The sequence below is a fragment of the Thalassospira sp. UBA4513 genome (genome assembly GCF_002388495.1).
Lineage (GTDB): Bacteria > Pseudomonadota > Alphaproteobacteria > Rhodospirillales > Thalassospiraceae > Thalassospira > Thalassospira tepidiphila.
This window is the reverse complement of the sequence record NZ_DGMR01000019.1, coordinates 3,928-27,014: the sequence shown is the minus strand read 5'-3', so window position 1 is coordinate 27,014 and position 23,087 is coordinate 3,928. Positions and strand designations below refer to the sequence as shown.

Annotated in this window: 24 protein-coding genes; 12 read left to right on the top strand and 12 right to left on the bottom strand. The window is 55.0% G+C overall.

The window, feature by feature from the left end:
* Window positions 1–19 precede the first annotated feature (19 nt).
* On the bottom strand, window positions 20–412 hold the full coding sequence (locus B2T33_RS06710; RefSeq protein ID WP_286791551.1) for a carboxymuconolactone decarboxylase family protein: 393 nt from the start codon (window positions 410–412) through the stop codon (window positions 20–22).
* Complete coding sequence (locus B2T33_RS06705) at window positions 409–783, bottom strand: MerR family transcriptional regulator (protein WP_286791550.1); 375 nt, start codon at window positions 781–783, stop codon at window positions 409–411. Before B2T33_RS06705 ends, B2T33_RS06710 begins: the two co-directional genes overlap by 4 nt.
* A 208-nt stretch (window positions 784–991) precedes the next feature.
* Between B2T33_RS06705 and B2T33_RS06700 the strand changes: the two genes are divergently transcribed.
* From B2T33_RS06700 to B2T33_RS06690, 3 genes are all read left to right on the top strand, one after another.
* Window positions 992–1,930 (top strand): aldo/keto reductase, encoded by a 939-nt coding sequence (locus B2T33_RS06700; RefSeq protein WP_286791549.1) that lies wholly within the window; start codon window positions 992–994, stop codon window positions 1,928–1,930.
* A gap of 24 nt (window positions 1,931–1,954) precedes the next feature.
* Window positions 1,955–2,671, top strand: a complete 717-nt coding sequence (locus B2T33_RS06695) for a hypothetical protein (protein ID WP_286791548.1) — start codon at window positions 1,955–1,957, stop codon at window positions 2,669–2,671.
* A 167-nt stretch (window positions 2,672–2,838) separates the two neighbouring features.
* Window positions 2,839–4,170 carry an MFS transporter gene (locus tag B2T33_RS06690; RefSeq protein ID WP_286791547.1) on the top strand — a complete coding sequence of 444 codons (1,332 nt, stop codon included), beginning with the start codon at window positions 2,839–2,841 and terminating at the stop codon, window positions 4,168–4,170.
* 15 nt (window positions 4,171–4,185) lie between these two features.
* Here B2T33_RS06690 and B2T33_RS06685 read toward each other — a convergent pair whose 3' ends face one another.
* The 3 genes from B2T33_RS06685 to B2T33_RS06675 form a co-directional block, all read right to left on the bottom strand.
* Window positions 4,186–4,842: a LysE family translocator gene (locus tag B2T33_RS06685; protein ID WP_286791546.1), complete on the bottom strand. Its 657-nt coding sequence runs from the start codon at window positions 4,840–4,842 to the stop codon at window positions 4,186–4,188.
* Between the two features lie 121 nt (window positions 4,843–4,963).
* Entirely contained in the window at window positions 4,964–5,659 is a 696-nt protein-coding gene (locus B2T33_RS06680; RefSeq protein ID WP_064782103.1) for a DsbA family oxidoreductase, read from the bottom strand.
* Between the two features lie 154 nt (window positions 5,660–5,813).
* Window positions 5,814–6,062: a hypothetical protein gene (locus B2T33_RS06675; protein WP_008891599.1), complete on the bottom strand. Its 249-nt coding sequence runs from the start codon at window positions 6,060–6,062 to the stop codon at window positions 5,814–5,816.
* Between the two features lie 340 nt (window positions 6,063–6,402).
* Here B2T33_RS06675 and cimA point away from each other — a divergent pair, with 340 nt between their 5' ends.
* The 3 genes from cimA to rpsD all read left to right on the top strand — a co-directional run bounded on the left by cimA (window position 6,403) and on the right by rpsD (window position 9,863).
* Window positions 6,403–8,016, top strand: coding sequence for a citramalate synthase (cimA, locus tag B2T33_RS06670; protein ID WP_064788905.1), 1,614 nt, complete (start codon window positions 6,403–6,405; stop codon window positions 8,014–8,016).
* A gap of 193 nt (window positions 8,017–8,209) precedes the next feature.
* Complete coding sequence (locus B2T33_RS06665; protein WP_063087426.1) at window positions 8,210–8,992, top strand: RNA methyltransferase; 783 nt, start codon at window positions 8,210–8,212, stop codon at window positions 8,990–8,992.
* Between the two features lie 253 nt (window positions 8,993–9,245).
* The gene (gene rpsD, locus B2T33_RS06660; protein ID WP_063087428.1) at window positions 9,246–9,863 is read left to right on the top strand and encodes a 30S ribosomal protein S4; all 618 of its coding nucleotides are present in this window, start codon (window positions 9,246–9,248) and stop codon (window positions 9,861–9,863) included.
* 87 nt (window positions 9,864–9,950) lie between these two features.
* Here rpsD and B2T33_RS06655 read toward each other — a convergent pair whose 3' ends face one another.
* From B2T33_RS06655 to B2T33_RS06640, 4 genes are all read right to left on the bottom strand, one after another.
* Window positions 9,951–12,149 (bottom strand): mechanosensitive ion channel domain-containing protein, encoded by a 2,199-nt coding sequence (locus B2T33_RS06655; RefSeq protein ID WP_286791545.1) that lies wholly within the window; start codon window positions 12,147–12,149, stop codon window positions 9,951–9,953.
* Window positions 12,150–12,359: 210 nt separating this feature from the next.
* On the bottom strand, window positions 12,360–12,695 hold the full coding sequence (gene grxD / locus B2T33_RS06650; protein WP_044827586.1) for a Grx4 family monothiol glutaredoxin: 336 nt from the start codon (window positions 12,693–12,695) through the stop codon (window positions 12,360–12,362).
* A 91-nt stretch (window positions 12,696–12,786) separates the two neighbouring features.
* Window positions 12,787–13,695, bottom strand: coding sequence for an EamA family transporter RarD (gene rarD / locus B2T33_RS06645; protein ID WP_286791544.1), 909 nt, complete (start codon window positions 13,693–13,695; stop codon window positions 12,787–12,789).
* Between the two features lie 172 nt (window positions 13,696–13,867).
* Entirely contained in the window at window positions 13,868–14,101 is a 234-nt protein-coding gene (locus B2T33_RS06640) for a BolA family protein (protein WP_008891609.1), read from the bottom strand.
* A 333-nt stretch (window positions 14,102–14,434) separates the two neighbouring features.
* Between B2T33_RS06640 and B2T33_RS06635 the strand changes: the two genes are divergently transcribed.
* Together B2T33_RS06635 and B2T33_RS06630 are read left to right on the top strand one after the other, a co-directional pair.
* Window positions 14,435–14,929, top strand: coding sequence for a glyoxalase superfamily protein (locus B2T33_RS06635; RefSeq protein WP_286791543.1), 495 nt, complete (start codon window positions 14,435–14,437; stop codon window positions 14,927–14,929).
* Entirely contained in the window at window positions 14,926–15,375 is a 450-nt protein-coding gene (locus B2T33_RS06630) for a GIY-YIG nuclease family protein (RefSeq protein WP_286791542.1), read from the top strand. Before B2T33_RS06635 ends, B2T33_RS06630 begins: the two co-directional genes overlap by 4 nt.
* 394 nt (window positions 15,376–15,769) lie before the next feature.
* Here B2T33_RS06630 and moaA read toward each other — a convergent pair whose 3' ends face one another.
* From moaA to B2T33_RS06615, 3 genes are all read right to left on the bottom strand, one after another.
* Window positions 15,770–16,768: a GTP 3',8-cyclase MoaA gene (moaA, locus tag B2T33_RS06625; protein ID WP_286791541.1), complete on the bottom strand. Its 999-nt coding sequence runs from the start codon at window positions 16,766–16,768 to the stop codon at window positions 15,770–15,772.
* Between the two features lie 222 nt (window positions 16,769–16,990).
* Window positions 16,991–17,803 (bottom strand): hypothetical protein, encoded by an 813-nt coding sequence (locus B2T33_RS06620; protein ID WP_286791540.1) that lies wholly within the window; start codon window positions 17,801–17,803, stop codon window positions 16,991–16,993.
* Window positions 17,804–17,958: 155 nt separating this feature from the next.
* On the bottom strand, window positions 17,959–18,144 hold the full coding sequence (locus tag B2T33_RS06615) for a DUF3553 domain-containing protein (RefSeq protein WP_008891614.1): 186 nt from the start codon (window positions 18,142–18,144) through the stop codon (window positions 17,959–17,961).
* Window positions 18,145–18,438: 294 nt separating this feature from the next.
* On the opposite strand from B2T33_RS06615, the gene B2T33_RS06610 reads away from it, so the two are divergent.
* The 4 genes from B2T33_RS06610 to B2T33_RS06595 all read left to right on the top strand — a co-directional run bounded on the left by B2T33_RS06610 (window position 18,439) and on the right by B2T33_RS06595 (window position 22,863).
* Window positions 18,439–19,044, top strand: a complete 606-nt coding sequence (locus tag B2T33_RS06610) for a histidine phosphotransferase family protein (protein ID WP_063087440.1) — start codon at window positions 18,439–18,441, stop codon at window positions 19,042–19,044.
* Window positions 19,045–19,186: 142 nt separating this feature from the next.
* On the top strand, window positions 19,187–21,892 hold the full coding sequence (locus B2T33_RS06605; protein WP_120225452.1) for a chemotaxis protein CheW: 2,706 nt from the start codon (window positions 19,187–19,189) through the stop codon (window positions 21,890–21,892).
* Between the two features lie 16 nt (window positions 21,893–21,908).
* A complete protein-coding gene (locus B2T33_RS06600; protein WP_008891617.1) occupies window positions 21,909–22,415 on the top strand; it encodes a chemotaxis protein CheW in 507 nt (168 codons plus the stop codon).
* An 82-nt stretch (window positions 22,416–22,497) separates the two neighbouring features.
* Entirely contained in the window at window positions 22,498–22,863 is a 366-nt protein-coding gene (locus tag B2T33_RS06595) for a response regulator (protein WP_008891618.1), read from the top strand.
* Window positions 22,864–23,087: the final 224 nt, after the last annotated feature.

Below are 23,087 nucleotides of genomic sequence, written 5' to 3'. Positions count from 1 at the left end.
TTCGTTGATAGTCGGATAATCAGGCGGCCTGATCCATTTCATCAAACAATTCTTGTGCCGCATTCAGGCCATTGATTGCGGCTGGAAGGCCGCCATAAACGGCCATTTGCCAGATGGCCTCAACAACTTCCGTGCGGGTGGCACCTGCTGCCAGGGTGTGGCGAATATTTATCTTGAGCTGCGGGGCGGTTTGACCACCGAGCACGGTCAGGGCCGAAATCGTGCAAAGCTGTCGGGTTTTAAGATCAAGTCCCGGGCGTGCATAATGACGCCCGTAGGCCCATTCAACCAGTGTTTCTGCAAAGTCAGATACCAGACAGTCGTATTTTTCTGACAGTTGGCCTTCAAGTTCCGGGTTCAGAATGGCCACGATTTTGCGACCAGCTTCCAGGGCGGATTTGGTTTCGGTCATTTTTTAGCGTCCTTTAATGGCGCACTCGTCGTGTCGTAATTGGCAATTTTGGCATCCAGTACATCAAGCGTTTCGGTCAGACTTCCGATACGGGTTGCAAGCTCGTCGCGATAGGTTTGAAGCAAGGTCCTGCGGGCTTCGATCGTACTGTCACCCTCGGCGCGCAGCCGGGCATATAACACCCGGTCGCGAATTGGCATCCCGAGATCCCTGAGCCGACCAAGAAAGTCGAGCCAGCGCAAAACATCGCGGTCATAGAACCTACGTCCGCCGGGGTCGCGGTCTGCATTTGGTAGAAGGCCGATCTTTTCGTAATATCGAAGGGTGTCGATGGAAAAACCGCTTTTTTCTGCCACTTCGCCAATCATCATGACGGGCACCTTTGTGTTGAAGTTATTCAATGCTGCATCAGGCTAAGAGCTGGAGCGCACTCTAGGTCAAGCAGTATTTTGCGAAGCCGCGTGATTTGGCGAGAAAGGCTTGAAAGTACCTAAGGTTGCGGTAGGGCAGAATTCTGCCCAAATCTTGATGGATCATGTTTGAAGATTGGTCCGAAGCAACGAAAAGGTGCTCTAAGCCATGTCTGAATTTGACCGTCGAGGGTTTCTGAAGGCTTCTGCCTCATTAGGGGCGCTTGGCCTGTTGGCGTCGGGTCTCCCGGCCTGGGCGCAGGGAAGCTCCGATGCGCCATCGGAAGTATTGCAAAAGCAAATCCCGTCAACCGGTGAAGAAATCCCCGCTGTCGGGCTTGGAAGCTGGATCACGTTCAATGTCGGCCAAGACATTGTGCTGCGCAATCAGTGCGCAGATGTGATGTCGGCGTTTTTCGATGCCGGTGGCCGCATGATTGACAGCTCGCCAATGTATGGCTCCGCTCAGGATGTGATTGGTTACGGGCTTGATAAGCTTGGTGCGCGGGATCGTGTGTTTTCGACCGACAAGGTCTGGACCGCAGGCGATGGTGCCGAACAGATCGCAGAAACATCAGATCGATGGAAGGTCGAGCAGTTTGACCTTTTGCAGGTCCATAATCTGTTGGGCATCAATGAAAACCTGCCGCTTCTGTTTCGCATGAAGGACGAAGGGCAGTTGCGCCATGTCGGTGTGACGACTTCGCACGGGCGACGTACCGAAGACCTGATTGCGGTGATGAAGAATGAACGGCTTGATTTCGTGCAGGTGACCTATAACCCGATTGACCGCAAGGTTGAGGATTATCTTTTGCCACTGGCATATGATCGCGGCATTGCGGTGATTGTGAACCGGCCGTTTCGTGGCGGCAGCCTGACCGAGCGTCTGGAAGGCCAACCCTTGCCGGAATTTGCCGCCGAACTTGAAGCCAAAAGCTGGGCGCAGTTGATTTTGAAATATCTGATCGCCCATCCGGCGGTGACCTGTCCGATCCCGGCCACCACCAAACCGGCCCATGCGGCGGAAAACATGGCGGCCGCAACCGGGCCTTTGCTCGATGATAAAATGCGCGAACAGATCGCCGCCGTCATTGGCGTTCTGGTGTGATCAAGGCAATCGGGGGCAAACAGCATGACTGAATGGTGGGATTACGGACTGGCGGATTTGTTGCTGTTTTCGCCGCGTGTCTATTACCGGCTGTTTGAAACCATGAACACCACCTGGTGGCTGGTGGTTGCCAGTGCGCTGATTGCCGGGGTGATCGCATCCGGCCTTGCCCTGCGTCACGGTTTTCGCGGCAACCGGGTTATTCTGGTGTTGTTGGCGCTGGTTTGGGCCTGGTCGGGCTATGGCTTCCTTTGGCAATATTATCAGCCGATCAATTGGGCGGTGCCTTATCTGCTGCCGGCCTTTGCCCTGCAGGTGGTTTTGTTTGCCATCTTTGCTGCGCGTCCGTTGCCGCTTCGTTTTGGCTGGCGCGGGGATTTGTCGTGTTATGTCGGGGCGTCTCTGGTTGCCTTTGCGCTGATTGTCTATCCGTTTATTGGCCTGATTGAAGGGCGCGACTTGGTGCAAGCCGAAATTTTTGGCAGTGCTGCCGATCCAACCGCCCTTGGCACGTTGGGCTTTGTTTTGCTGTCGCGCGGGACCTGGCGGTGGGTTTTGTTGCCGGTTCCGCTGGCGTGGTGCGTGATATCCGCAGGCACGCTTTGGGTGATGGATCAGTATGTCGCGTATTTGATGCTAGCCGCCGTCTGGGTGACTGTTTTTTGCGGCTGGCTTGATCTTAAAAACGGGGTCACCACCAAACGCCTGACCGAGGCCGAGATCAGAGACCCGGCTGCTTAGGCCAAAAAATCCCCCTCATACCGAAAAAAGTCTGGAAACTGAATGTGATCAGTGGTTTCGTACTTTTCGCTGAGACTTGTCATTTGTCTGAACCAACACGACATCAGACCAAGGCGCGCTGAGCTCACAGACAGTCCGGTAATCCCCAAAGTGCGAAAGGGCGATTCATGATCCAGGTTTTAACCAGTGTCTGGGCACTTCTTATTGGAGTTGTCCTGATCATGCTGGGCAATGGCATGCATTTCACCCTGATCGGTTTGCGCGGCGGGATTGAGGGTTTTTCCTCTGCCGAACTGGCGATTGTCACATCGGGTTACTTTGCCGGTTTCCTCTCGGGCGCGCGCATCACACCGCGCATGATCAAGCGGGTTGGCCATGTGCGCGTCTTTGCTGCACTCGGAAGCTTTACCTCCGCTGGGTTGATTGCCTTTCCCCTGATTGCCGAGCCATGGGCATGGACGGCGTTGCGCGTGATCTTGGGCTTTTGCATGTCGGGGATCTATGTGACGGCGGAAAGCTGGCTTAACGATGCCTCGACCAACGAAACCCGGGGCAAGGTTCTGTCGGCTTATATGATTGCCCAGACGCTTGGCATTATCGGGGCGCAGGGGCTTTTGACGCTTGGCGATGCTGCGAACTCGGCCCTGTTTATTGTTGCGTCCATTCTGGTCTCGATTTCCTTTGCCCCGATCCTGCTGTCGGCCTCGTCCGTGCCAGTGACCGAGGCGGCCCGTCCGATGGGGCTTAAGGAACTGTTTGCGGGATCGCCGCTCAGTACCGTGGGCATCTTCCTGTTGGGCTGTGTATATGCCACCCAGACCGGTATGGCGGCGGTTTATGGCACCCAGATCGAAATGACGACCGTGCAGATCGCGACCTTTGTGGCGATGCTGTTTGCCGGTGCGTTGGTATTCCAATACCCGATTGGCTGGTTGTCGGACCGCATGGACCGCCGCAAGCTGATTTTTGGTGCGGCGGCAGTTGCCATGTCAGCCTGCATGCTTGGTTGGCTTTCGGGTAACCAGTTGGTCTTTATGATGTGTGCGGCCTTTGTCGCAGGCGGCATGACCACACCGCTTTATGCACTGTTTCTGGCCTACACCAACGATTTCCTGTCACTCGAAGAAATGCCGGCGGCATCAGGTGGTCTGGTCCTGACCTTTGGGGTGGGGGCTATTCTTGGCCCGTTGATTGCCGGTTGGTCGATGGAGCACCTTGGCCCGCAATCGTTCTGGCTGGTGCTTGCCGGGACCTTTGCGGTGATTGCGCTTTATGCGCTTTATCGCATGACGCGTCGTGAAGCCCTGCCGGTTGAAGAAACCGAAAGCTATGTCAGCGTTCTACCGACGGCATCCCCGATGGCGGTTGAAACCGCCGGGGTATGGGCGGCTGAGCAGGCCGAGGCCGCCGCAGAAGAAGCCGCTGCTGAAGAGGCTGCTGCAGAGGAAGCTGAAGCGGAAAAGGCCGAGGCCTTCGAAGACAAGACGCCCAAGGCATAGCCTTTCGCTGACAGCTTAGCGGTTGATCAGTAACCGTAGCCCAACGGCGGCAAAGAACACACCAAGCAATCCGTTGATCCATCCGGCTGCCCGGCGATAAATCGAAATCGCCGGGGCGGTGGAAAAGGCGGTGGCATAAAGCAAATGCATGCTGGTTGAAATCAGACCACAGCCAATCACAATCGCCGCCCCGACCCAAAGCGGGGCGCCTTCATGGAAGCCGATTGAAATGATGGCGATCCATGTCAGGATGGCCTTGGGATTGGTCAGGTGAAGTCCCAATCCGCGAAAATAGTAGCCGCGTCCGGATATCTTTCGGGCATCAACAGCGTCGGCGATGTCTGATGTGGTGGGTGGTTTGCGAAATGCCGTACGAAACGCCCGATAGGACATCCACAGCAAATAAAGCCCGCCAAAAATCCGGATGGCGGTCATCGCATCGGCATAAGTGGCAAGAACGGCGGACAGCCCCGTCAGGGTCAGAAGGCCGATCGAAAACGATCCGGTCCCAATGCCAAGGGCAAAATGTTGACCAGCGCGACGGCCCTGATCAAGCGACACCCCCATCAAACCCAAAAGGGCAGGGCCGGGGCTGATGAGCCCGACAAGCAGGGCTGCATAAGACAGCAATATTCCAGGCAGATATTGCCCAAACTCGGCAAGGCTGATCATGGGGCGTTTCCTTGTGTGGTGGCAAGATCAGCCTAGATCGGTAATTGAGTTCTGTCGAGGGCCACGAAAAAGCCCGATCCAATGGACCGGGCTTTGTTCATCTGTCTGCACTTGGGCCTAATCAGGCGTCGTTTTGCGCTTCGGCAAGGATTTCATCACCCTGACGCGCGATTTCCGAAAGGGCCTGTTCGAATACTTCTGGCGGGTGGCCGCCGGAAATGGCGAATTTGCCATTGACCACATAGGTAGGTACCGAACTGATACCGGCATCGCCAAATTCGTCTTCCTCGGCGCGGACTTCCTTGGCGAATTCGTCGCTGGCAAGGATTTCGGCGGCGCGTTCCGGTGAAAGACCAACTTCCTCGACCGCGCGTTTCAAAACACCATGGTCGGCGGTGTTGTCGCCACCCTGGAAGTAGGCGGCAAACAGATTGAGTTTAAGCGCGGTCTGCTGGCCGTATTCGCCTTCCTTGCCCGCCCAATACAAAAGGCGGTGGGCGTCAAAGGTGTTATAGATGCGTGCATCTGATCCGAAATGGATCGGGAAGCCGACATTTTCGCCCATCATGGTGATGCGTGCGCGGTTATCGGCACTTTGATCGGCAGTCAGGCCGTATTTTTCGCTGATATGTTCCGAGAGGTCCTGGCCCTCGGGCGGCATATCGCGGTTCAGTTCGAACGGGTGCCAGCGCAGGGTGACGTCAATTTCGCCGTCCAGACGGCTGATGGCATCTTCAAGGTTCTTGTAACCGATGATGCACCACGGACAGACAACGTCCGAAACAATGTCGATCTGCATGGGAATGGCTTTGGTCATTGGATTAGGCTTGCCTTGGATTATGTAACGTTGTGCTACCCCAACACATAATCGACATGGCGTCAAACGCAAGGAAAAGCCGGGTCAGACGCGTATTTGAAGGGCAATTTATTAGTTATATCTGATTCTTCGGGCGTGGTTACCCGCCTGATTATCAGGATGATTGCCGCCGGGCGTTATCAACCATGTATTCGGCAAATGTTTCAAGGATCGGGCAAGACCAGTCCGCACGGGTCAGTTCCCCGTCCCGTTCCCAGTCGCCATACCAACGTTCATCGATGTCACGGAATATGATGTAGCGGGCAAAACGGTCTGATGCAGTCCAGCAATTGCGACCGGTACGTTCCCACGTCAGGCCGGCAAGCATCATGATATCAACGCTGGTGGGGGCGTCATTTGCCATTTTTATTGTCCTTGGACGTCGCGCGATCATTAGCTTTGTTCTACATGTGCAGGGTTTTGATCAAGCGTACTACAACCTAGGATAAAGGTAATCATCGCATAGTGGTGGTTGCAACCATTCAAGGGGACAGGTCAGCTATCCTAAAGATGGGTAATTTGTTGAAATAGAGCAGAAATTGTCGTCGGGATGGCAATTTGAGTAATGCTGTTGCGCTGCTGTCTGTTTTGCGGCAATTTGCCAGACCCGCAAAAGACATGAAATCATGAGCCTTGCGAACAGAATAGCAGCGGCCAAAAAAAACGGCCGCGGCACCCGAGACGATCGATCAGTTGGAATGAAAATGTCAGACAAGCGCGTCTATCTCTATGACAGTACCTTGCGCGATGGGCAGCAGACCCAGGGCGTGGATTTTTCGGCCGCGGACAAGACCGCGATTGCCAAGGCACTGGACGAACTGTCGATTGACTATATTGAAGGCGGCTGGCCGGGGGCGAACCCGACCGATGATGCATTCTTTGCCAATCCGCCCAAACTCAAGAATTCCAAACTGACCGCCTTCGGCATGACCCGCCGTGCGGGGCGTTCGGCATCAAACGATCCGGGGCTTACCAGCCTTGCGCAGAATGCGCCGATTGTTTGCATGGTCGGCAAAAGCTGGGATTTTCAGGTGACCGAGGCACTCGGGATCGAGCTTGATGAAAATCTGGCGATGATCTCGGACTCAATTGCCCATCTGAAAACCAAGGTTTCCGAAGTCATGTTCGATGCCGAGCATTTCTTTGACGGTTACAAGGCCAACCGGGATTATGCGCTTGCCGCGATCAAGTCGGCCTATGAGGCCGGTGCGCGCTGGGTCGTTTTGTGTGACACCAATGGCGGCACGCTGCCTGACGAGATTTTTGACATTGTTACCGATGTCTGCAGCCAGATCCCCGGCAGCCATGTGGGTATTCATTGCCACAATGATACGGAAAATGCGGTTGCGAACTCTTTGGCCGCGGTGCGTGCCGGTGCGCGGCAGGTGCAAGGCACTTTGAATGGCCTTGGTGAGCGGTGTGGTAATGCCAACCTGATTTCGATCATCCCGACGCTGATGCTGAAAATGGGCTATGACGTTGGCATTTCCCATGACCAGCTGACCCATTTGCGCCGCATTTCGCACATCCTTGATGAGCGGCTTAACCGTGAACCGCTGCGTCAGGCGGCCTATGTCGGCGACAGTGCCTTTGCCCACAAGGGCGGCTTGCATGTTTCAGCGGTTGAAAAGAACCCGACCTGTTACGAGCATATCGAACCGCATCTGGTCGGCAACCAGCGCCATATCCTTGTTTCCGATCAGGCGGGCCGGTCGAACATTCTGGCCCGTTTCCGCGAGATTGGCGTTGAAGTTGATCCCAAATCAGAGGCCGTCGGCAAACTGGTTGAAACCGTCAAGCGCCGCGAGTTTGACGGTTATGCCTATGACGGGGCCGAGGCCAGCTTTGAATTGCTCGCACGCAAGGCGATGGGCGAGCTTGATCGTTATTTCCGAGTGACGTCTTTCCGTGTGATTGACGAACGTCGCTGGGTCGATGAACAGGACGAGCAGGTCATCACCATGTCGGAAGCGACCGTCAAAGTCGTGGTTGGCGATGATCAGTTCATGTCGGTCGCCGAAGGCAATGGCCCGGTTAACGCCCTTGATGCGGCCCTTCGTAAGGTCCTTTTGACCGTGCCGGAATACCGCGATGCGGTCGAGCAGATTGAGCTGATCGACTATAAGGTCCGCATCATAACCCGCGGCGATGGCACGCGTGCAGTGACCCGCGTCATGATCGAAAGCCGGGATGCCGAAGGCAATAACTGGGCGACGGTTGGCGTTTCGACCAACATTATCGAGGCGTCCTATAACGCGCTTCGCGATTCCATCACCTATAAACTGTTCAAGTCCGGTGTGCGCAGTCAGCACGCCTGATGATGTGATCGGATATCCGTCAAATACATGCAGCCGGGCCATATCAAGGTCCGGCTGTTTTCGTGACGGATAAGGAGACTTAAATCTGGAGGCTGGCGCGAACGGTTGGCTTTTGCTAAGTAAGCGCCAATATGGACGGGGACGCCCGAAAAACAGCTTCTATGCCTTCCTTTGACGACCGGAGAATACCGCGATGAGCGAGCCCATCGGCAGTGCCAAGCCTGAAACAGGCGGGATTGCCAATCCGCCCGTAATCATTCTGATTGAGCCGCAGCTTGGCGATAATATCGGCAAGGCCGCGCGTGCGATGCTCAATTGTGGTCTGGTGGATTTGCGTCTGGTGCGGCCGCGTGATGGTTGGCCAAATGAGCGGGCAACCGCCAATGCATCAGGGGCCGATATCGTCATCGATAACACCAAGGTGTTTGAGCGTGAAGAAGATGCGCTGGCCGATCTGAACCGGGTTTACGTCACCACCGCACGTACCCGTGATGCCATCAAGCCGGTCTTTACCCCCAAGGGGCTGGCACCGGAAATGCGCGCTGTGATCGGGCGCGGAGAAAAGGTCGGCGTGATGTTTGGCCCGGAACGCACCGGGGTTCGCAACGAACATATTGCCATGGGCGATGCGGTCGTCACCGTGCCGCTTAATCCTGGTTTTACGTCGCTTAACCTGGCCCAGGCGGTTCTTTTGATCGGCTATGAATGGTGGCAGGCGGGCGTTGATGTGCCTGACTATCAATTGATGATGGCCGATACCTTCCCGGCGACCAAGGATGATATGGAACGTCTTTTCTTGCACCTTGAAAGCGAACTTGATGAGTCGGGTTTCTTCCGGGTCGCGGAAAAACGCCCCGGCATGGCGCGCAATATCCGCAACATCTTTAACCGTGCAAATCTGACCCATCAGGAAGTCCAGACGCTGCGCGGGATGATTGTTGCCATGCGCGGTGGTAAGCACAAGCCAAAGGACTGATTTTCCACCCGATTGCCAAGTGCGGTGCAGGTGGGGTGCCATTCAAGCAGAAGTCGGCAGAAATGCAGGGCTTCCATGCGGGATGGCGGGCGCGATTAATGTTTGACTCTTGATCAATCATCTCTATATTGCGCCTCACTTCCGAGAAAGTGGGTCGAAACATGTGGTTTCGTCCCCGTTCCGCATGCTCAGGTGTTGGGCGGTTGGAAACTATCGGGACAATAAGTGATCTTTAAAAAAAGAGAGTTACAAAATGTCGAAACGTATTGCTGCAAAGCATAAGATTGACCGCCGCCTTGGTGTGAACCTTTGGGGCCGTGCAAAATCGCCGCTGAACAAGCGCGAATATGCACCGGGCATGCACGGCGCAACCCGCCGTAAGAAGCCGACCGACTATGGTACCCAGCTGTTTGCGAAACAGCAGCTCAAAGGCTACTACGGCTCGATCTCTGAAAAACAGTTCCTGCGCTACTACAAAGAAGCATCCCGTCGTCCGGGTGATACCTCCGAAACCCTCGTTGGTATTCTTGAGCAGCGCCTCGATGCGGTTATCTACCGCATGAAATTCGTTCCGACCGTGTTTGCTGCACGTCAGTTCGTGAACCACGGCCACATTCTTGTTAACGGCAAGAAAGTAACCATCCCGTCCTACCTGGTTCAGGAAGGTGACGTTGTCGAAGTAAAACCTGCTTCGCGCGAAATCCCGATGGTTATGGAAGCTGCCAACCTGAACGAACGTGACGTTCCGGAATATCTCGACGTTGACGCGAAGGCCTTCAAAGGTACCTTCGTTCGCGTTCCGAAATTCGCAGAAATTCCGTACCCGGTTCAGATGCAGCCGAACCTGGTTATCGAATTCTACTCGCGTTAATCCTTACGGATTTCGCGACGAACCGATACGAAGACGCCCGCTGGAAACAGCGGGCGTTTTTGTTTGTCTGCGTTATGGGCAACGCGATCAGGCGGGCGGTTTGTTCAGTTGCTCGGACGCCTGTTGGGCGGCGGCGGCAACCGCTTCCTGTTTTTGTTCGGGTGTTGCATCTGGCGGCACATCGACCTTGACGTTGCGCGAGGCCATCTGGATGCCGTTTTCCTTGAACATGGCGAGAACCCGTTGATAGACGGTTTTGCGGATGGTGAATTGTTCGCCGGGTTTTGAGGTGTATTTCAGCCCGATCACCATGTTGAATTCTTCCATCCGGCGCACGCCCTGGGATTTCAGCGGTTCGATGAAGCTGTCGCCAATCAGCGGATCTTCCAGAAGTTCTGCCGCCAGCTTCTTGATCAGTTTCTTGATCTTGTTGACGTCAGTTTCAAACGGTACACGGAATTCCAGTTTGACGATCACCCAGTCGCGGCTGTGGTTGACGATGGATTTAATCTCGCCAAACGGGACGGTCTGAAGCGGGCCACGATGATGGCGCAGCTGCATGGACCGGATGGAGATGTTTTCGACCCGCCCGCGCAGATTGTCGACTTCGATATATTCGCCAAGCCGGAACGCATCATCAAGCAGGAAGAACACACCCGCCACCACATCGCGCACCAGCGCCTGACTGCCAAAGCCAAGGGCAAGGCCGACAACACCGGCACCGGCAATCAGGGGCCCGATATCAACGCCCAATGAGGACAGGGTGACCATCGCCACCATAATGACAATCACGGTCAGCGCGAAGTTTTTCAAAAGTGGCAAAAGGGTTTCGACCCGCGAAAGCCCGGTGCCCCCGCCCTCATCACCGGCATTGCCCGTTGCTGACGCGCTCATGCGTTCATCAAGGAACGTCTTGATCAGCGACCAGATCAGATCGGCGATCAGAAGGATCATGATGATTTCGGTCGAGCTATCAATGATCCGGGCAATGATCCCGGCATCATCGGCCTGAGCCAACCGGTCAAAGCCCCAGATGCGCCAGATACTTGCCAGCACAAATACCAGTGCCAGAAGCCGCACACCGCGTTTAAGCACCTTGGTAAAAACAGGTGCCTTGGGCTTTATTGGTTCAAACACCTCGTCATGTTCATGGGCAACTGCCTCCGCCCTGGCATTGTGTTTTGCGGCTTCCTGTTCGGCCACTTGCAGTTTCTTGCGATGCTGGCTTTCGATGATGTTGCGAAACACCACGTCAAACAAACAGGCAAGTCCGATGGCAAGCAGTGCCTTAAGGATGCGTTCGGCCCCAATGATTGCAACCCCGCCCGCCAGAATGAACCAGCCACAGACAATCATCGGCCACAGACGGGCGATGGATGTTGGCAGGGCTATCTTCTCGACCTCGGCACTTGCCGCATGGCTGGCAAAGAACCGTCCAATTGAAAGCGTGACCACGCAAAAGGTGACGACAGAAATCACCACGGCTGCATCAAAGAGGATGATATCGCCCGCAACCATGGTCGGCGCGGCACCAAACACATTGGCCACGGCAAAGGCAAACAATGATATTCCCGCCGCCCAGGTCAGGCGTTTGGTCAGAACGCTGGCGGCCTGCGGATCAACATTGATCATGCGAAGGCCTTCGGCCTTGGGCGCAAACAGGAATTGCAGCACGATGATCAGGACACGCAGGGCAAAGAACGCCATCAGAAGCGACATCACAGCCGATTTCATGATTGGCGGCCAGTCAAACATCATAAACGCGCCAAGCGATCCGATGGCAAAGACAAGCAGCGAAAACAGCGAAAGCGCACAAAGCCCAACCATGTGTTTGAGGCGTTCCGAAAACTTCCGGGGGCTTTGCGATTCAAGATAGGCACATGCTGGTGCCGAAAGCCTGCGATAGATCACCTCGGCCGCGATACCGACACCAACGAAAATGACGGTAAACAGCAAAATGCGCATCAGGCCGGTCTGGCCAAAATCGGTCGACAGCAAGGCCCGTGTGGCATCGAGTTCTGCGGGAAAGGCATCAAGGCCGGACATGGTTTCGGCAATGCGGGCCTGAGTGCGGGTGACACCTTCTTCAAGGAAGCCATAATAGCTGAAGGTTTCGGCAATCACGCCGTCTTCGGGAAGTTCTGTGGCGGGTTCTGATCCGCCCTCTGAGCCACTTAGGGCGGTAACGGCCGCCATCTGTGCTGCTGTGGGCAGGATGGGCAAGGCAAACCAGATTGCAAACAGCCAGATCGCAAAACATGCCATTGTTTTGATTGCCGGTTTCATGCCTGTGACTTCCCCTGTGGCGCAAATTTCAGCTTGCCCTAAAGATGGGGAATAGCAGACAAACCATCAAGAAATAGTTTTATCGTGTGCGGGATATGATCGCATTTGGCGAGTTTGGCGATGGTTCGGGCACAAAAAACGCGCTGGCAGAAAACCTGCGCAGCGCGTTTTTGAATGGGGTAAGGCCTTATGCCTTGTTGCCTTGATGCCTTAGGCGGCAACGGCAACGCCCTTGTCTTTAAGGTGCTGGGACAGCTCGCCGCTGGCAGCCATTTCACGCACGATGTCGCAACCACCAAGGAACTCGCCCTTGACGTAAAGCTGCGGAATGGTCGGCCAGTTGGAGAAGTCCTTGATGCCCTGACGGATTGCCGGGTCGACCAGAACGTTGATATCCTTGAACTGAACGCCAAGCTCGGCCAGGACCTGAACAACAGCGGCAGAGAAGCCGCACTGCGGGAACATAGCGGTACCCTTCATGAACAGGACGACGTCATTGTCATTGACGTCTTTCTGGATGCGTTCGAATACCGGATTGTCGGTCATGATGATTGTCCTTGGCTTGGGGGCCCTGTTCGGGCCGCGAATTCAGGTTAAACTTTTATGGGCGAAGATATGGCTGGAACCTGCGGTTCTGTCAACTCTTGGCGCGATTTTGCCGCGCGGTGCGCAGGTTATCCCAGGTAAAAATTCCCAAGCCGAACCACACCAGCGCATAGGTGATCATGTGGGCCTCGGTAAAGATCTCGCCGAAAATTAGAACCGCGACAAAGAACTGGATGGTCGGATTGAGATATTGCATCAATCCAAGGGCCGAGAATTTCATGTTGCGCGCCGCAAAGGCAAACAACACAAGCGGCGCTGTCGTGCAAACCCCAAGCCCGATCAAAAGCGCATCTTCGACCCGTCCGATATGCCCAAAGGTCATATCCCCCTGATAGGTCAGCCAGCCAAGATAGCCCAAGGCAAACGGAGTCAGAAGAATACACTCAACAAAAAGACCGGCGATCGGATCAGCCGGGATGAATTTGCGAATCACACCGTAAAAGCCAAACAACGTCGAAAGCCCGACGGCCACCCAGGGCATATTGCCATAAAAAACCAGAAGGTTCAGAACCCCGGCCGTACAGATCAAAACGGAAATGATCTGAATGCGGTTGAGTTTTTCGGCAAAGAAAATGCGCCCCAGGATCAGCATGATCAGCGGCATGATGTAATAGCCGAGGCTGGCTTCCAGGGCATGGGCATTATTGACAGCCCAGATGTAAAGCAACCAGTTTCCGGCAACCAGAAGGCTCGAAAGAAACAAAAGCCCGACGGTGCGTGCTGATGAAATCAGCTCAAGCAGTTTTTTGCGCCGCCCCAGAACAAACACCAGCAGAAGGGTGAGAAGTGCTGACCACACAATGCGGTGCGACAGGATTTCAAGCGGGGTGGCAAAAGCGACCTGTTTGAAATACAGGCCGAAAAACCCCCAGAAGATGAAGGCGCCAAGCCCGGCGAGGGGGCCGGGGCCGATCAGTGCCGGTTTTTCTTGAGAAGACATAATTTCAAGCCGTGGTCAGTGAATGGGGCTGTGACCGGCCGCTTAAGTCTTCGGACCAGCTCAGTTCGATCGGAAAGGCAACAGGGGCCGAAGGCAAACGGCCCCTGAGTTTGGTCTGGCGAAGCGGTTCGTGGTGGCGAGGTGCTTTGCCAAAGCTTTATCTTGGGTGACCTTATTCCGGCGCAGAAGTTTGCAGCGCCAGCGCATGCAGATCGCCGCCCATTTTGCCCTTAAGGGCGGAATAGACCATCTGGTGCTGAACCACGCGGGTTTTGCCGCGGAACTGTTCGGAGACGACAATCGCTGCATAATGATCGCCATCGCCGCGCAAATCCTCAATGCGGACCTGAGCATCGGGAAGGGCTTCCTTGATCATGCTTTCGATTTCATAGGCTTCCATGGCCATGGCGCATATTCCTTATGGTTGATCGGCGCATATTCGGGACCGCCGATATGACGTGTTTTCACTGGTATATGTTGTTGTCACGGGGGCTGTCAATTTTTGAGAAAGGCGCGCCATCCGCCGATGTCAGGCTATAACCGCGCAATATCAGGCAACGTGAAAACCTTGTTTTTAGGTCGAGATTGGGCTAACACGCTTTTTACGGGGTGCGCACCCCTGCCGTCCGCAAGGTTTATGCCTTTGGTAAAGTGCGTGGAATGAAATTTTCGGACCCGTTTCCCGATCAGGATACGGCCCGGCAATGCGGACCCCCGGCCTCCTGCGTGGAGACGATTTATGACTTCCAATACGCTCAATATCAGCCGTGTCGACGTTGAAACCGACGCGACCGAGCAATTCAAGGCACAGGCCAAACGCCTGCGCAAAGCCTTGGCCGCGCGTGATGTCTCGATTTCGCATACCGGTTCGCTGGAACTGCTGGCGCAAAGCCACGGTTTTCGTGACTGGAACACCGCCGTTGCCATGGCACGGCGCAATATCCCGACCAGTGTGTCTGATCTTGGCATAGGCAAACGGTTTGCCGGTTCCTACCTTGGTCATGCCGTCACCGGCTTGATCCGAAGCGTCACGGCGACCCCGACACCGGGTGTGTTCCGGGTCGAGGTGCATCTCGATGAACCGGTCGATGTCGTGGAATCAAAACGCTTTAGCGGTTTTCGCCAACGCATCGCGTCGCGGATCAACGAACATTGCGAACCGGTCCTGACCAATGGCATGGCCGGACCCGGACTTTCGATTGATCTGTTGCTGCGAGAGTCCCCGGACGCGTGAGCACGTTTGTCACAGAGATCAATGATCAAACCCTCCGGCAGCTCCCCAAAGTTGCCGGAGCATACGTTCTGGTGATCGAACTCACCGCTGACCTGACGCTTCAAAATAAACGCTTCACAGGCATCACCCTTGCCAAAGGAACCTACCTCTATTGCGGCTCTGCCAACGGCCCCGGCGGTATTGCCGCACGGGTCAAACGCCACTGCAAAGCGGACAAAAAAACCCATTGGCATGTCGATGAACTGACCTCAGAGGGCGCTGGGCGCGTTGTGTCGGTGCTGGTGGTGCCGGGTGGGGATGAGTGTGAACTGCGTGCTAGATTACAGGACCAAAGCAAACCCGTTCCGGTACCGGGATTTGGCAGCAGTGACTGTGTTTCCTGCGTGTCTCACTTGATCTCTGAAGTATCTAAAGCACGCTTACGGTCACTAGGTTTTGATAAGTAGGCCGCGACGACGCGCTCTCATGTTGGTAGATCGATGAGGACCTGTTCGTTTGGTCAACGAATGTACCTCGCCCATCTAGAAGTGCTTCAACGCGCCGTCTCCGATCATATTCGCCGGGCTGCCGAAACCTGATCGCTTCCAAAATGGTCCCGAAGGGATTTTCAGTCGCCATCACGGCAATTTCGCGAAATGAACCACTACGATTGGCTCACCGTACTGTACAACCTTTAGCCCAATCGCCCCCTAGAAACACTTCCATGAATAATCGTAGTAATCATGCCATGAGTTTGGGAGCTGAAAAAAGCTTCGCATCGCGATATCCCTTCAACCCCCTCCAATGAGGGCTGTTGGCTATTTTATTGTATATTAAAAGGCGAGGGAAGATTTGAGTATGTCATCCGCCAGTCATGCTCATATGGCGACCGACCGCCGGTTTCTGGCCTTTGCGGTCGATGACAAAATCATGGCCCTTGGGTTTGAGGTCCATGGCGGCATCCAGCATCTGATCAAGCGCACGCGGGTCGCCGGTACGAAGGGCGGCACGCAGGTCAACGTGGTCTTCCTGACCCAGGCACATGTAAAGCGTACCGGTGCAGGTCACACGTACGCGGTTGCAGCCTTCGCAGAAATTATGGGTGAGTGGCGTGATGAAGCCGAGACGCCCGCCGGTTTCGGCCACGGTGGTATAGCGGGCCGGGCCCGGTGTGACATATTCGGACGGGATCAGGGTGTATTCCTGCTCCAACCTTTCGCGCACAGCGGTCAGCGGCAGGTATTGGTCGGTCCGGTCGCCATCAATGTCGCCGAGCGGCATGGTTTCGATCAGGCAAAGATCAAAGCCCTCCTTCCCGCACCAGGCGACAAGGCGTGAAATTTCGTCTTCGTTGAAGTTGCGAAGCGCCACCGTATTGATCTTGATCGAAATACCGGCTTGTTTGGCGGCCTCAAGCCCGGCCAGCACCTGTTCAAGGCGGCCGCGGCGGGTGATTTCGGTAAATTTCTGAGAATCCAGACTATCAAGCGAGATGTTAAGTCGCTTCACACCAAGGCGGGCCAGATCATCGGCATAGGTGGCAAGCTGGCTGCCATTGGTGGTCATGGTCAGTTCGTCGAGCGCGCCGGTTTTAAGATGGCGCGACAGATTGGCGATCAGATCCATGATGCCACGGCGCACCAGCGGTTCACCGCCGGTCAGGCGCAGTTTGCGCACACCGCGCGTGATGAAAGCCGTGCAAAGCTGATCGAGTTCTTCAAGCGAAAGAACATCGGATTTGGGCAGGAAGGTCATGTTTTCCGCCATGCAATAGGTGCAGCGGAAATCGCAGCGATCGGTTACCGAAACGCGCAGGTAAGAGACATGTCTGCCATATTTATCGATCAGCGGTTTGGTCATGGTGGCGTTTCAACGGTGTTGTTGAGTTTCCGGGCGTTTTGCAATCGTTGTGAGGCGACTGTGGCACAGCAGACGGGGTTTTGACCAGTCTGTTTCGATCTGTGGTGTTCACCTTTCCGTCAGGTGAAAACGATATGAGCCACGATCCGATACCAGATCGCAGCTCATATATTCGTTCGGTAAGGGGTAACTGTCAGGTAACGGGTGCCCGCAGGTCGACGATCACTTTGATAATTTGGCGACGTCCGCATCAATGCATTTGACCACTTCGCGCAGGGTGGCGACGTTTTCGCGGCCCATCCGCGCGACCAGTTCGGCGGACTGTTCCGGCACAGCAAGCGTCTTGCGCACATCGGCAAACAGCGCATCAAGCAGGCGGATGCAGTGGGTTTCGGTGAATTCCCAACGTTCTTCGCCATGGACCATGTTGTCATTGACGAGCTGGATCAGCCATTTCTTGCGGTGTTCATAGTTGCTGAAATGCAGCGCCATGCGGGCAAATACCAGATTGATCCGGGAACGGACTTCCGGGGTTTTGGCCAGATGATCCCAGTATTCGGAGGGATTGCGCAACTCGTCATCATCATTGGCGTGGGCTTCGATGATTTCGTGAATTTCACGATCGATTTCCTGAAGCATGTCCATGCCGACCATCATGCGGATGACCTTGAAGAAAGGCTGCAGGATGGTGCGTGACAATGCGCCGTGTTCGGTATCGCCGGCAGCATTGCCTTCAAGCAGATGATCAAAGCGCGAGACCAGCAGACGCCCGAACGGATCGTGACGCAGGGCCGCATGTTCACGGGTCTTGATCGCTTCGAGGTCGCTTTCAAGGATCGCCCATGCATTTTCGAACAAATCTTCGTTGTCGCGCAGGCTATTGAGCGATTTCAGGATCTGTTCTTCGGTAACGGAACCGCCATGGTTGCGGGCAACATGCACAAGACCCTGGGCAAATTGTTCCAGCACGGTAAAGGCCGCGACGTGGTGGCGCTGTTTAAAGCTGTCACGCGGTGGTTTATTGGCTGCGATCATGGGCTTCGAAACCTTCTTAAGACTGTTGTGCTCGTGTCAGGTTCATCTATCGAGTTTATGATAGAGACCATCTTTATGGTGAATTGATTAACAATTCGATCCGAGCAATCCATGTGCCAAGCGTTGCCTTCAAGGACCGGTTGCAGGAAGGGCGCTTATTCGTAGCCCGCCGCGGCTTCGACAATTTCCAGAACGACATAGCGCTGGCGGATGATCTGGCGACCGGCCTCTTCGAAATTGACAGCGATTCGATCTCCGTCAACGGCCTGAATGCGGCCCAGTCCCCAGTCCGGTTGATTGGGATGACGCACGATGGCGCCTGGCGTCAGCAAGAAATCCATTGGGTGCTCTGTATCCTGTGTTGCTGGTTTCAATATAGGTCGTTTGCCGAGGTCGCGCAATTTGCGGCTGCGTGTTGCGGACCGGATATCGGGGCCGATATCGCAGAAAGGCAAAATTTGCCGGGTCGGAAAAGCCTGATTTTCGAGCGTGCTAAATAAGCTCTTAATATATCGGCGGCAATCTTGTGGCTTCTGCGAGTGACCTGTTCGCTCAGATCGGACCATTCGGGAAGCGCATCGTGTCTTGGGGCATGATGTTGTGACGATACGCAAAGACCTTGGAGAGCCCGCGCTATGGAAGAGGATGCCACCCTTGAACTGACCTTGATCGAACTGATCAGTTCGCGGATCTGTCATGATCTTGTCGGTCCGGTCGGGGCGGTCAATGCCGGGGCAGAACTGATGGGGGAAGACGGCGTTAGCGACGATGAGGCGCTGGCACTCATGCGCAAAAGCGGTCTTGAGGCCGCGCGTCGTTTGCAACTGTTCCGGTTGGCCTTCGGGCGTGCGGGCAGCAGTGCCGATACCGCCGCGATGCGTGAAGCGGCAAAACAGACTTATGCGGCCGAGGGGAAGGTCGCACTTGATTGGCCGGATCTTCCAATTGATCCATCTCACGGGCGAATCGTATTGAACATGGTTATGCTTGCCCGTGAAGCTTTGCCGTTCGGTGGAACGCTTTCGGTTATGCGCGACTCCGGTAAAGTAACGGTTCTGGGCGAAGGCAAACGCGCTGCCTTGCGCCCTGAAATCATGAATGTATTGGAAAAAGAAGTTTCTACTGATGCACTCGATCCGCGCAATGTTCAGGCGTTTTTCTTGCGGAAACTGGCTAAACTCGGGGGTGGAGTGCTTTCGGTCTTGCAACAGGACGGAAATATTGCATTGATCTATGGATAAAAATTTGACCGGCAGGTCTGGTAATGGCGTGCAATAGCTTCTACCTAAGATACCGAAGTATAGTACGTTTGCGCCATTTGGCGCTTTAATGGGAGTTCCAGTTCCGACAAGCTATTGATTGTTGGAGATTTGGAGGGGGTATATGGACGATCTTTTAAGTGAATTTCTGACCGAGACTTCTGAAAGCCTGTCGACGCTTGACGTCGAACTGGTGAAGCTGGAACAGAACCCGAATGATCCGGACATCTTGTCCAATATTTTCCGCTTGGTTCACACCATTAAGGGCACTTGCGGCTTTCTTGGCCTGCCGCGCCTTGAGGCTGTTGCCCACGCTGGCGAGAACGTGCTCGGTAAAATCCGTGACGGCGAACTGGTGGTGACACCTGATGCCGTGACGCTTGTTCTTGAGTCGATTGATACGATTAAGTATCTGCTGGGCGAGCTCGAACAGAACGAAGCAGAGCCGGACGGAAATGATGCTGACCTGATTGGTCGTCTGAACCACTTTGCCGATACCGGCCAAATTCCGGGTGGTGCGCCGGCTGCTGCAGCAGCCCCGGCAGCAGAGGAAGCCGACGAAGAAGTTCCGATGACGGACGACGAAAAACTGCAGGCTGCTTTTGACGCCGCAGAATACGATCCCGATTTTGAAGTTCCTGACGAACCGGCTGCGGCCGCTGAACCGGAGCCGGAAGCACCGGCAAAACCGGCGGCACCGCCCGCAGCCGCAAAATCCCAGGAAGTAGCGCCGGCCAAAAAGGCTGCCGAAAAGCCAAAGGCAGAGGCTCCGCGCGCAGAAGCCAAGGAAAGCTCGGTTGCAGCCCAGACCATTCGTGTGAATGTCGAGCTGCTTGAAAATCTGATGACCCTGGTTTCAGAACTCGTCCTGACCCGTAACCAGCTTTTGCAGATGGTTCGCGGCAAGGATGACAGTGAATTCACCGTGCCGTTGCAGCGCCTGTCGCACATCACGACTGACCTTCAGGAAGGCGTGATGAAGACCCGTATGCAGCCGATCGGCAACGCATGGGCAAAACTGCCGCGTATTGTTCGCGACCTTGCCCTTGAGATGAACAAGAAAATCGATCTGCAAATGATCGGTGCTGACACCGAACTGGATCGTCAGGTTCTTGAACTGATCAAGGACCCGCTGACCCACATGGTGCGTAACTCGGCCGACCATGGTCTGGAAGATATTCCGGGCCGCCGCGATGCAGGAAAGCCTGAAACCGGTACGGTCACGCTGAATGCGTATCATGAAGGCGGTCACATCATCATCGAGATTTCCGATGACGGTCGTGGTCTGAACCTTGAGCGCATTAAAGCCAAAGCCATTGCCAACGGTCTTGCGACCGAAAGCGAGCTTGAAGGCATGGGTGAACAGCAGATCCAGCAGTTCATCTTCAAAGCCGGTTTCTCGACCGCGGAAAAGGTTACTTCGGTTTCCGGTCGTGGTGTGGGTATGGACGTTGTGCGTACCAACATCGAAAAGATCGGTGGTACGGTCGAGCTGAAATCGGTCGAAGGCCGTGGGTCGACCTTCATCATCAAGATCCCGCTGACGCTGGCCATCGTGTCGGCCCTGATCGTGGAAAGTGGCGGCGAACGCTTTGCCATTCCGCAGATCAGCGTTCTGGAACTTGTGCGTGCATCGAACAACTCCGAACATTCCATCGAACGCATTCACGATACGCCGGTCCTGCGCCTGCGTAATCGTCTGCTGCCGCTGGTCACGCTCAAGAAAATTCTTGGTCTTGATACCACTCAGGAAAGCGATGATGCGGTTGATGAAGAAGCATTCATCGTGGTCGCACAGGTTGGTACCTATTCGTTCGGTATCATCGTTGACCGCGTGTTCGACACCGAGGAAATCGTTGTTAAACCGGTGGCCCCGATCCTGCGCGATCTGTCGCTGTTCTCGGGTAACACAATCCTTGGCGACGGTAGCGTGATCATGATCCTTGATCCGAACGGCATTGCCACCCGCACTGGCGAAATCACCGTTGGTGGTTCGCAGGGTGTCGAAGGCAAGGCCAAGGCCGATGCATCGGATCGCGAAACCACATCCATGCTGGTCTTCCGGGCTGGTGGCAGCGAAGTGCGCGCGGTTCCGCTGGCACTGGTTGCCCGCCTTGAAGAAATCGATGTCGAGAATATCGAACATTCGAATGGCCGTCCGCTGGTCCAGTACCGCGGCAAGCTTATGCCTCTTGTCTTTATCGACGGTAGCTACCAGATGAAGTCAGAAGGCCGTCAGCCGACCCTTGTGTTCCAGGATCGTGAACGCACCATGGGTCTGGTTGTCGACGAGATCGTCGATATTGTTGATGACGTGCTGAATGTTGAACTGACCGCGGATCAGGATGGTCTGGTTGGTTCGGCCGTCATTGACGGCAAGGCGACCGACCTTATTGATGCCGGTTACTATCTCGAACTGGCCTTCAGCGACTGGTTCGGCACCGAGGATAACGGTGGCGAGAAGAAGCGTGTACTTCTGATCGATGACAGCCCGTTCTTCCGTAACCTGCTGACGCCGATGCTGTCGGTTGCCGGTTTCAATGTGACTGCGGTCGAAAATGCAGAACAGGCCATGGACCTTAAAAACCGTGGTGTTCTGTTTGACGCGATCATCAGTGACATCGAGATGCCGGGCATGAACGGCTTTGAATTTGCCGAAGCGCTTCAGGATGATGCAGAATGGGGTGAAATTCCGATCATTGCCCTGTCTTCGCACACCAAAGAGGAAGACTTCGAACGCGGTCGTCAGGTCGGTTTCAGCGACTATGTGGCCAAATTTGATCGCGATGCGCTTGTCTCGACCCTGATCCAGACACTGAGCAGCATGTAAGCGGGAGAACAGTCCTATGAGCGATAAAAACGCACTCGTCCCGAGCCAGGAAAAAGGCGGCGCCCTTGAACTTGGTGGTGACAGCCAGGATTTCGTGACCGCGAATATTGGCAAGCAGCTTTTCGGTATCCCTGTCCTGACCGTTCAGGATGTCCTGGGGCCGCAACGCATAACCCGTATCCCGCTTTCACCGCCGGAAGTGGCCGGATCGTTGAACCTGCGTGGTCGTATCGTGACCGCGATTGATGTCCGCAAACGTCTTGGTCTGCGTGACCGCGAAGACGATGAGCCGGGCATGAGCATCGTTGTCGATGAAGGTGGCGAGCTTTACAGCCTGATGGTCGATCAGGTGGGTGAGGTTCTGAGCGTTCCGAAAAAGGCGTTTGAACAGAACCCGGCAACGCTCGATCCGCGCTGGCGCGAATTCTCGGACGGTATTTTCCGTCTCGACAAGAAGCTTCTGGTGATTCTCGACGTGACCCGTCTGCTTGATTTCACGTCTTCGATCAAGCAGGCCGGTTAACCTGATTTCCCATGCCGGGCACGCAATGTGCCCGGTTCCTGCCATTGTGGCTTAACGACCTAAGTAAGCGAGAAGGAAGTCGATGAAGAGTTGTCTCGTCGTCGATGATTCGAAAGTCATCCGGATGGTAGCAAGACGCATTCTCGAGGAAATCGGGTTTGCGGTTGTGGAGGCAGTGGACGGTCAGGAGGCACTCGACAAGTGCCTTGAGTCCATGCCCGACGCGGTTCTGCTTGATTGGAACATGCCCGTCAAAAGCGGGATCGAGTTCCTGCGTGAACTGCGTGCAACGCCTGGTGGCGATGATCCTGTTGTTGTGTTCTGTACAACTGAAAACGACCTTGAACACATTCAGGAAGCCATCACCGCTGGCGCGAACGAATACATCATGAAGCCGTTCGATAGCGAGATCATCCAGGCCAAGTTCGAGCAGGTCGGCCTGATCTAGGCCGGGGTGCTCACGAACCTGTAAGCCTTCAAGATCCGATCTCCATCATCAAGCGGGGACGCTACCACGTGGAAGAAACGCCCATCCATTCGCCATACAAAGTCCTGATCGTGGATGATTCCGCCATCGTGCGCGGACTTGTTACACGTATGATGACCGAAGACGCCGAAATCGAAGTCGTCGGATCGGTCAGCAATGGCGAAGAAGCACTGGCAGTCATGGAA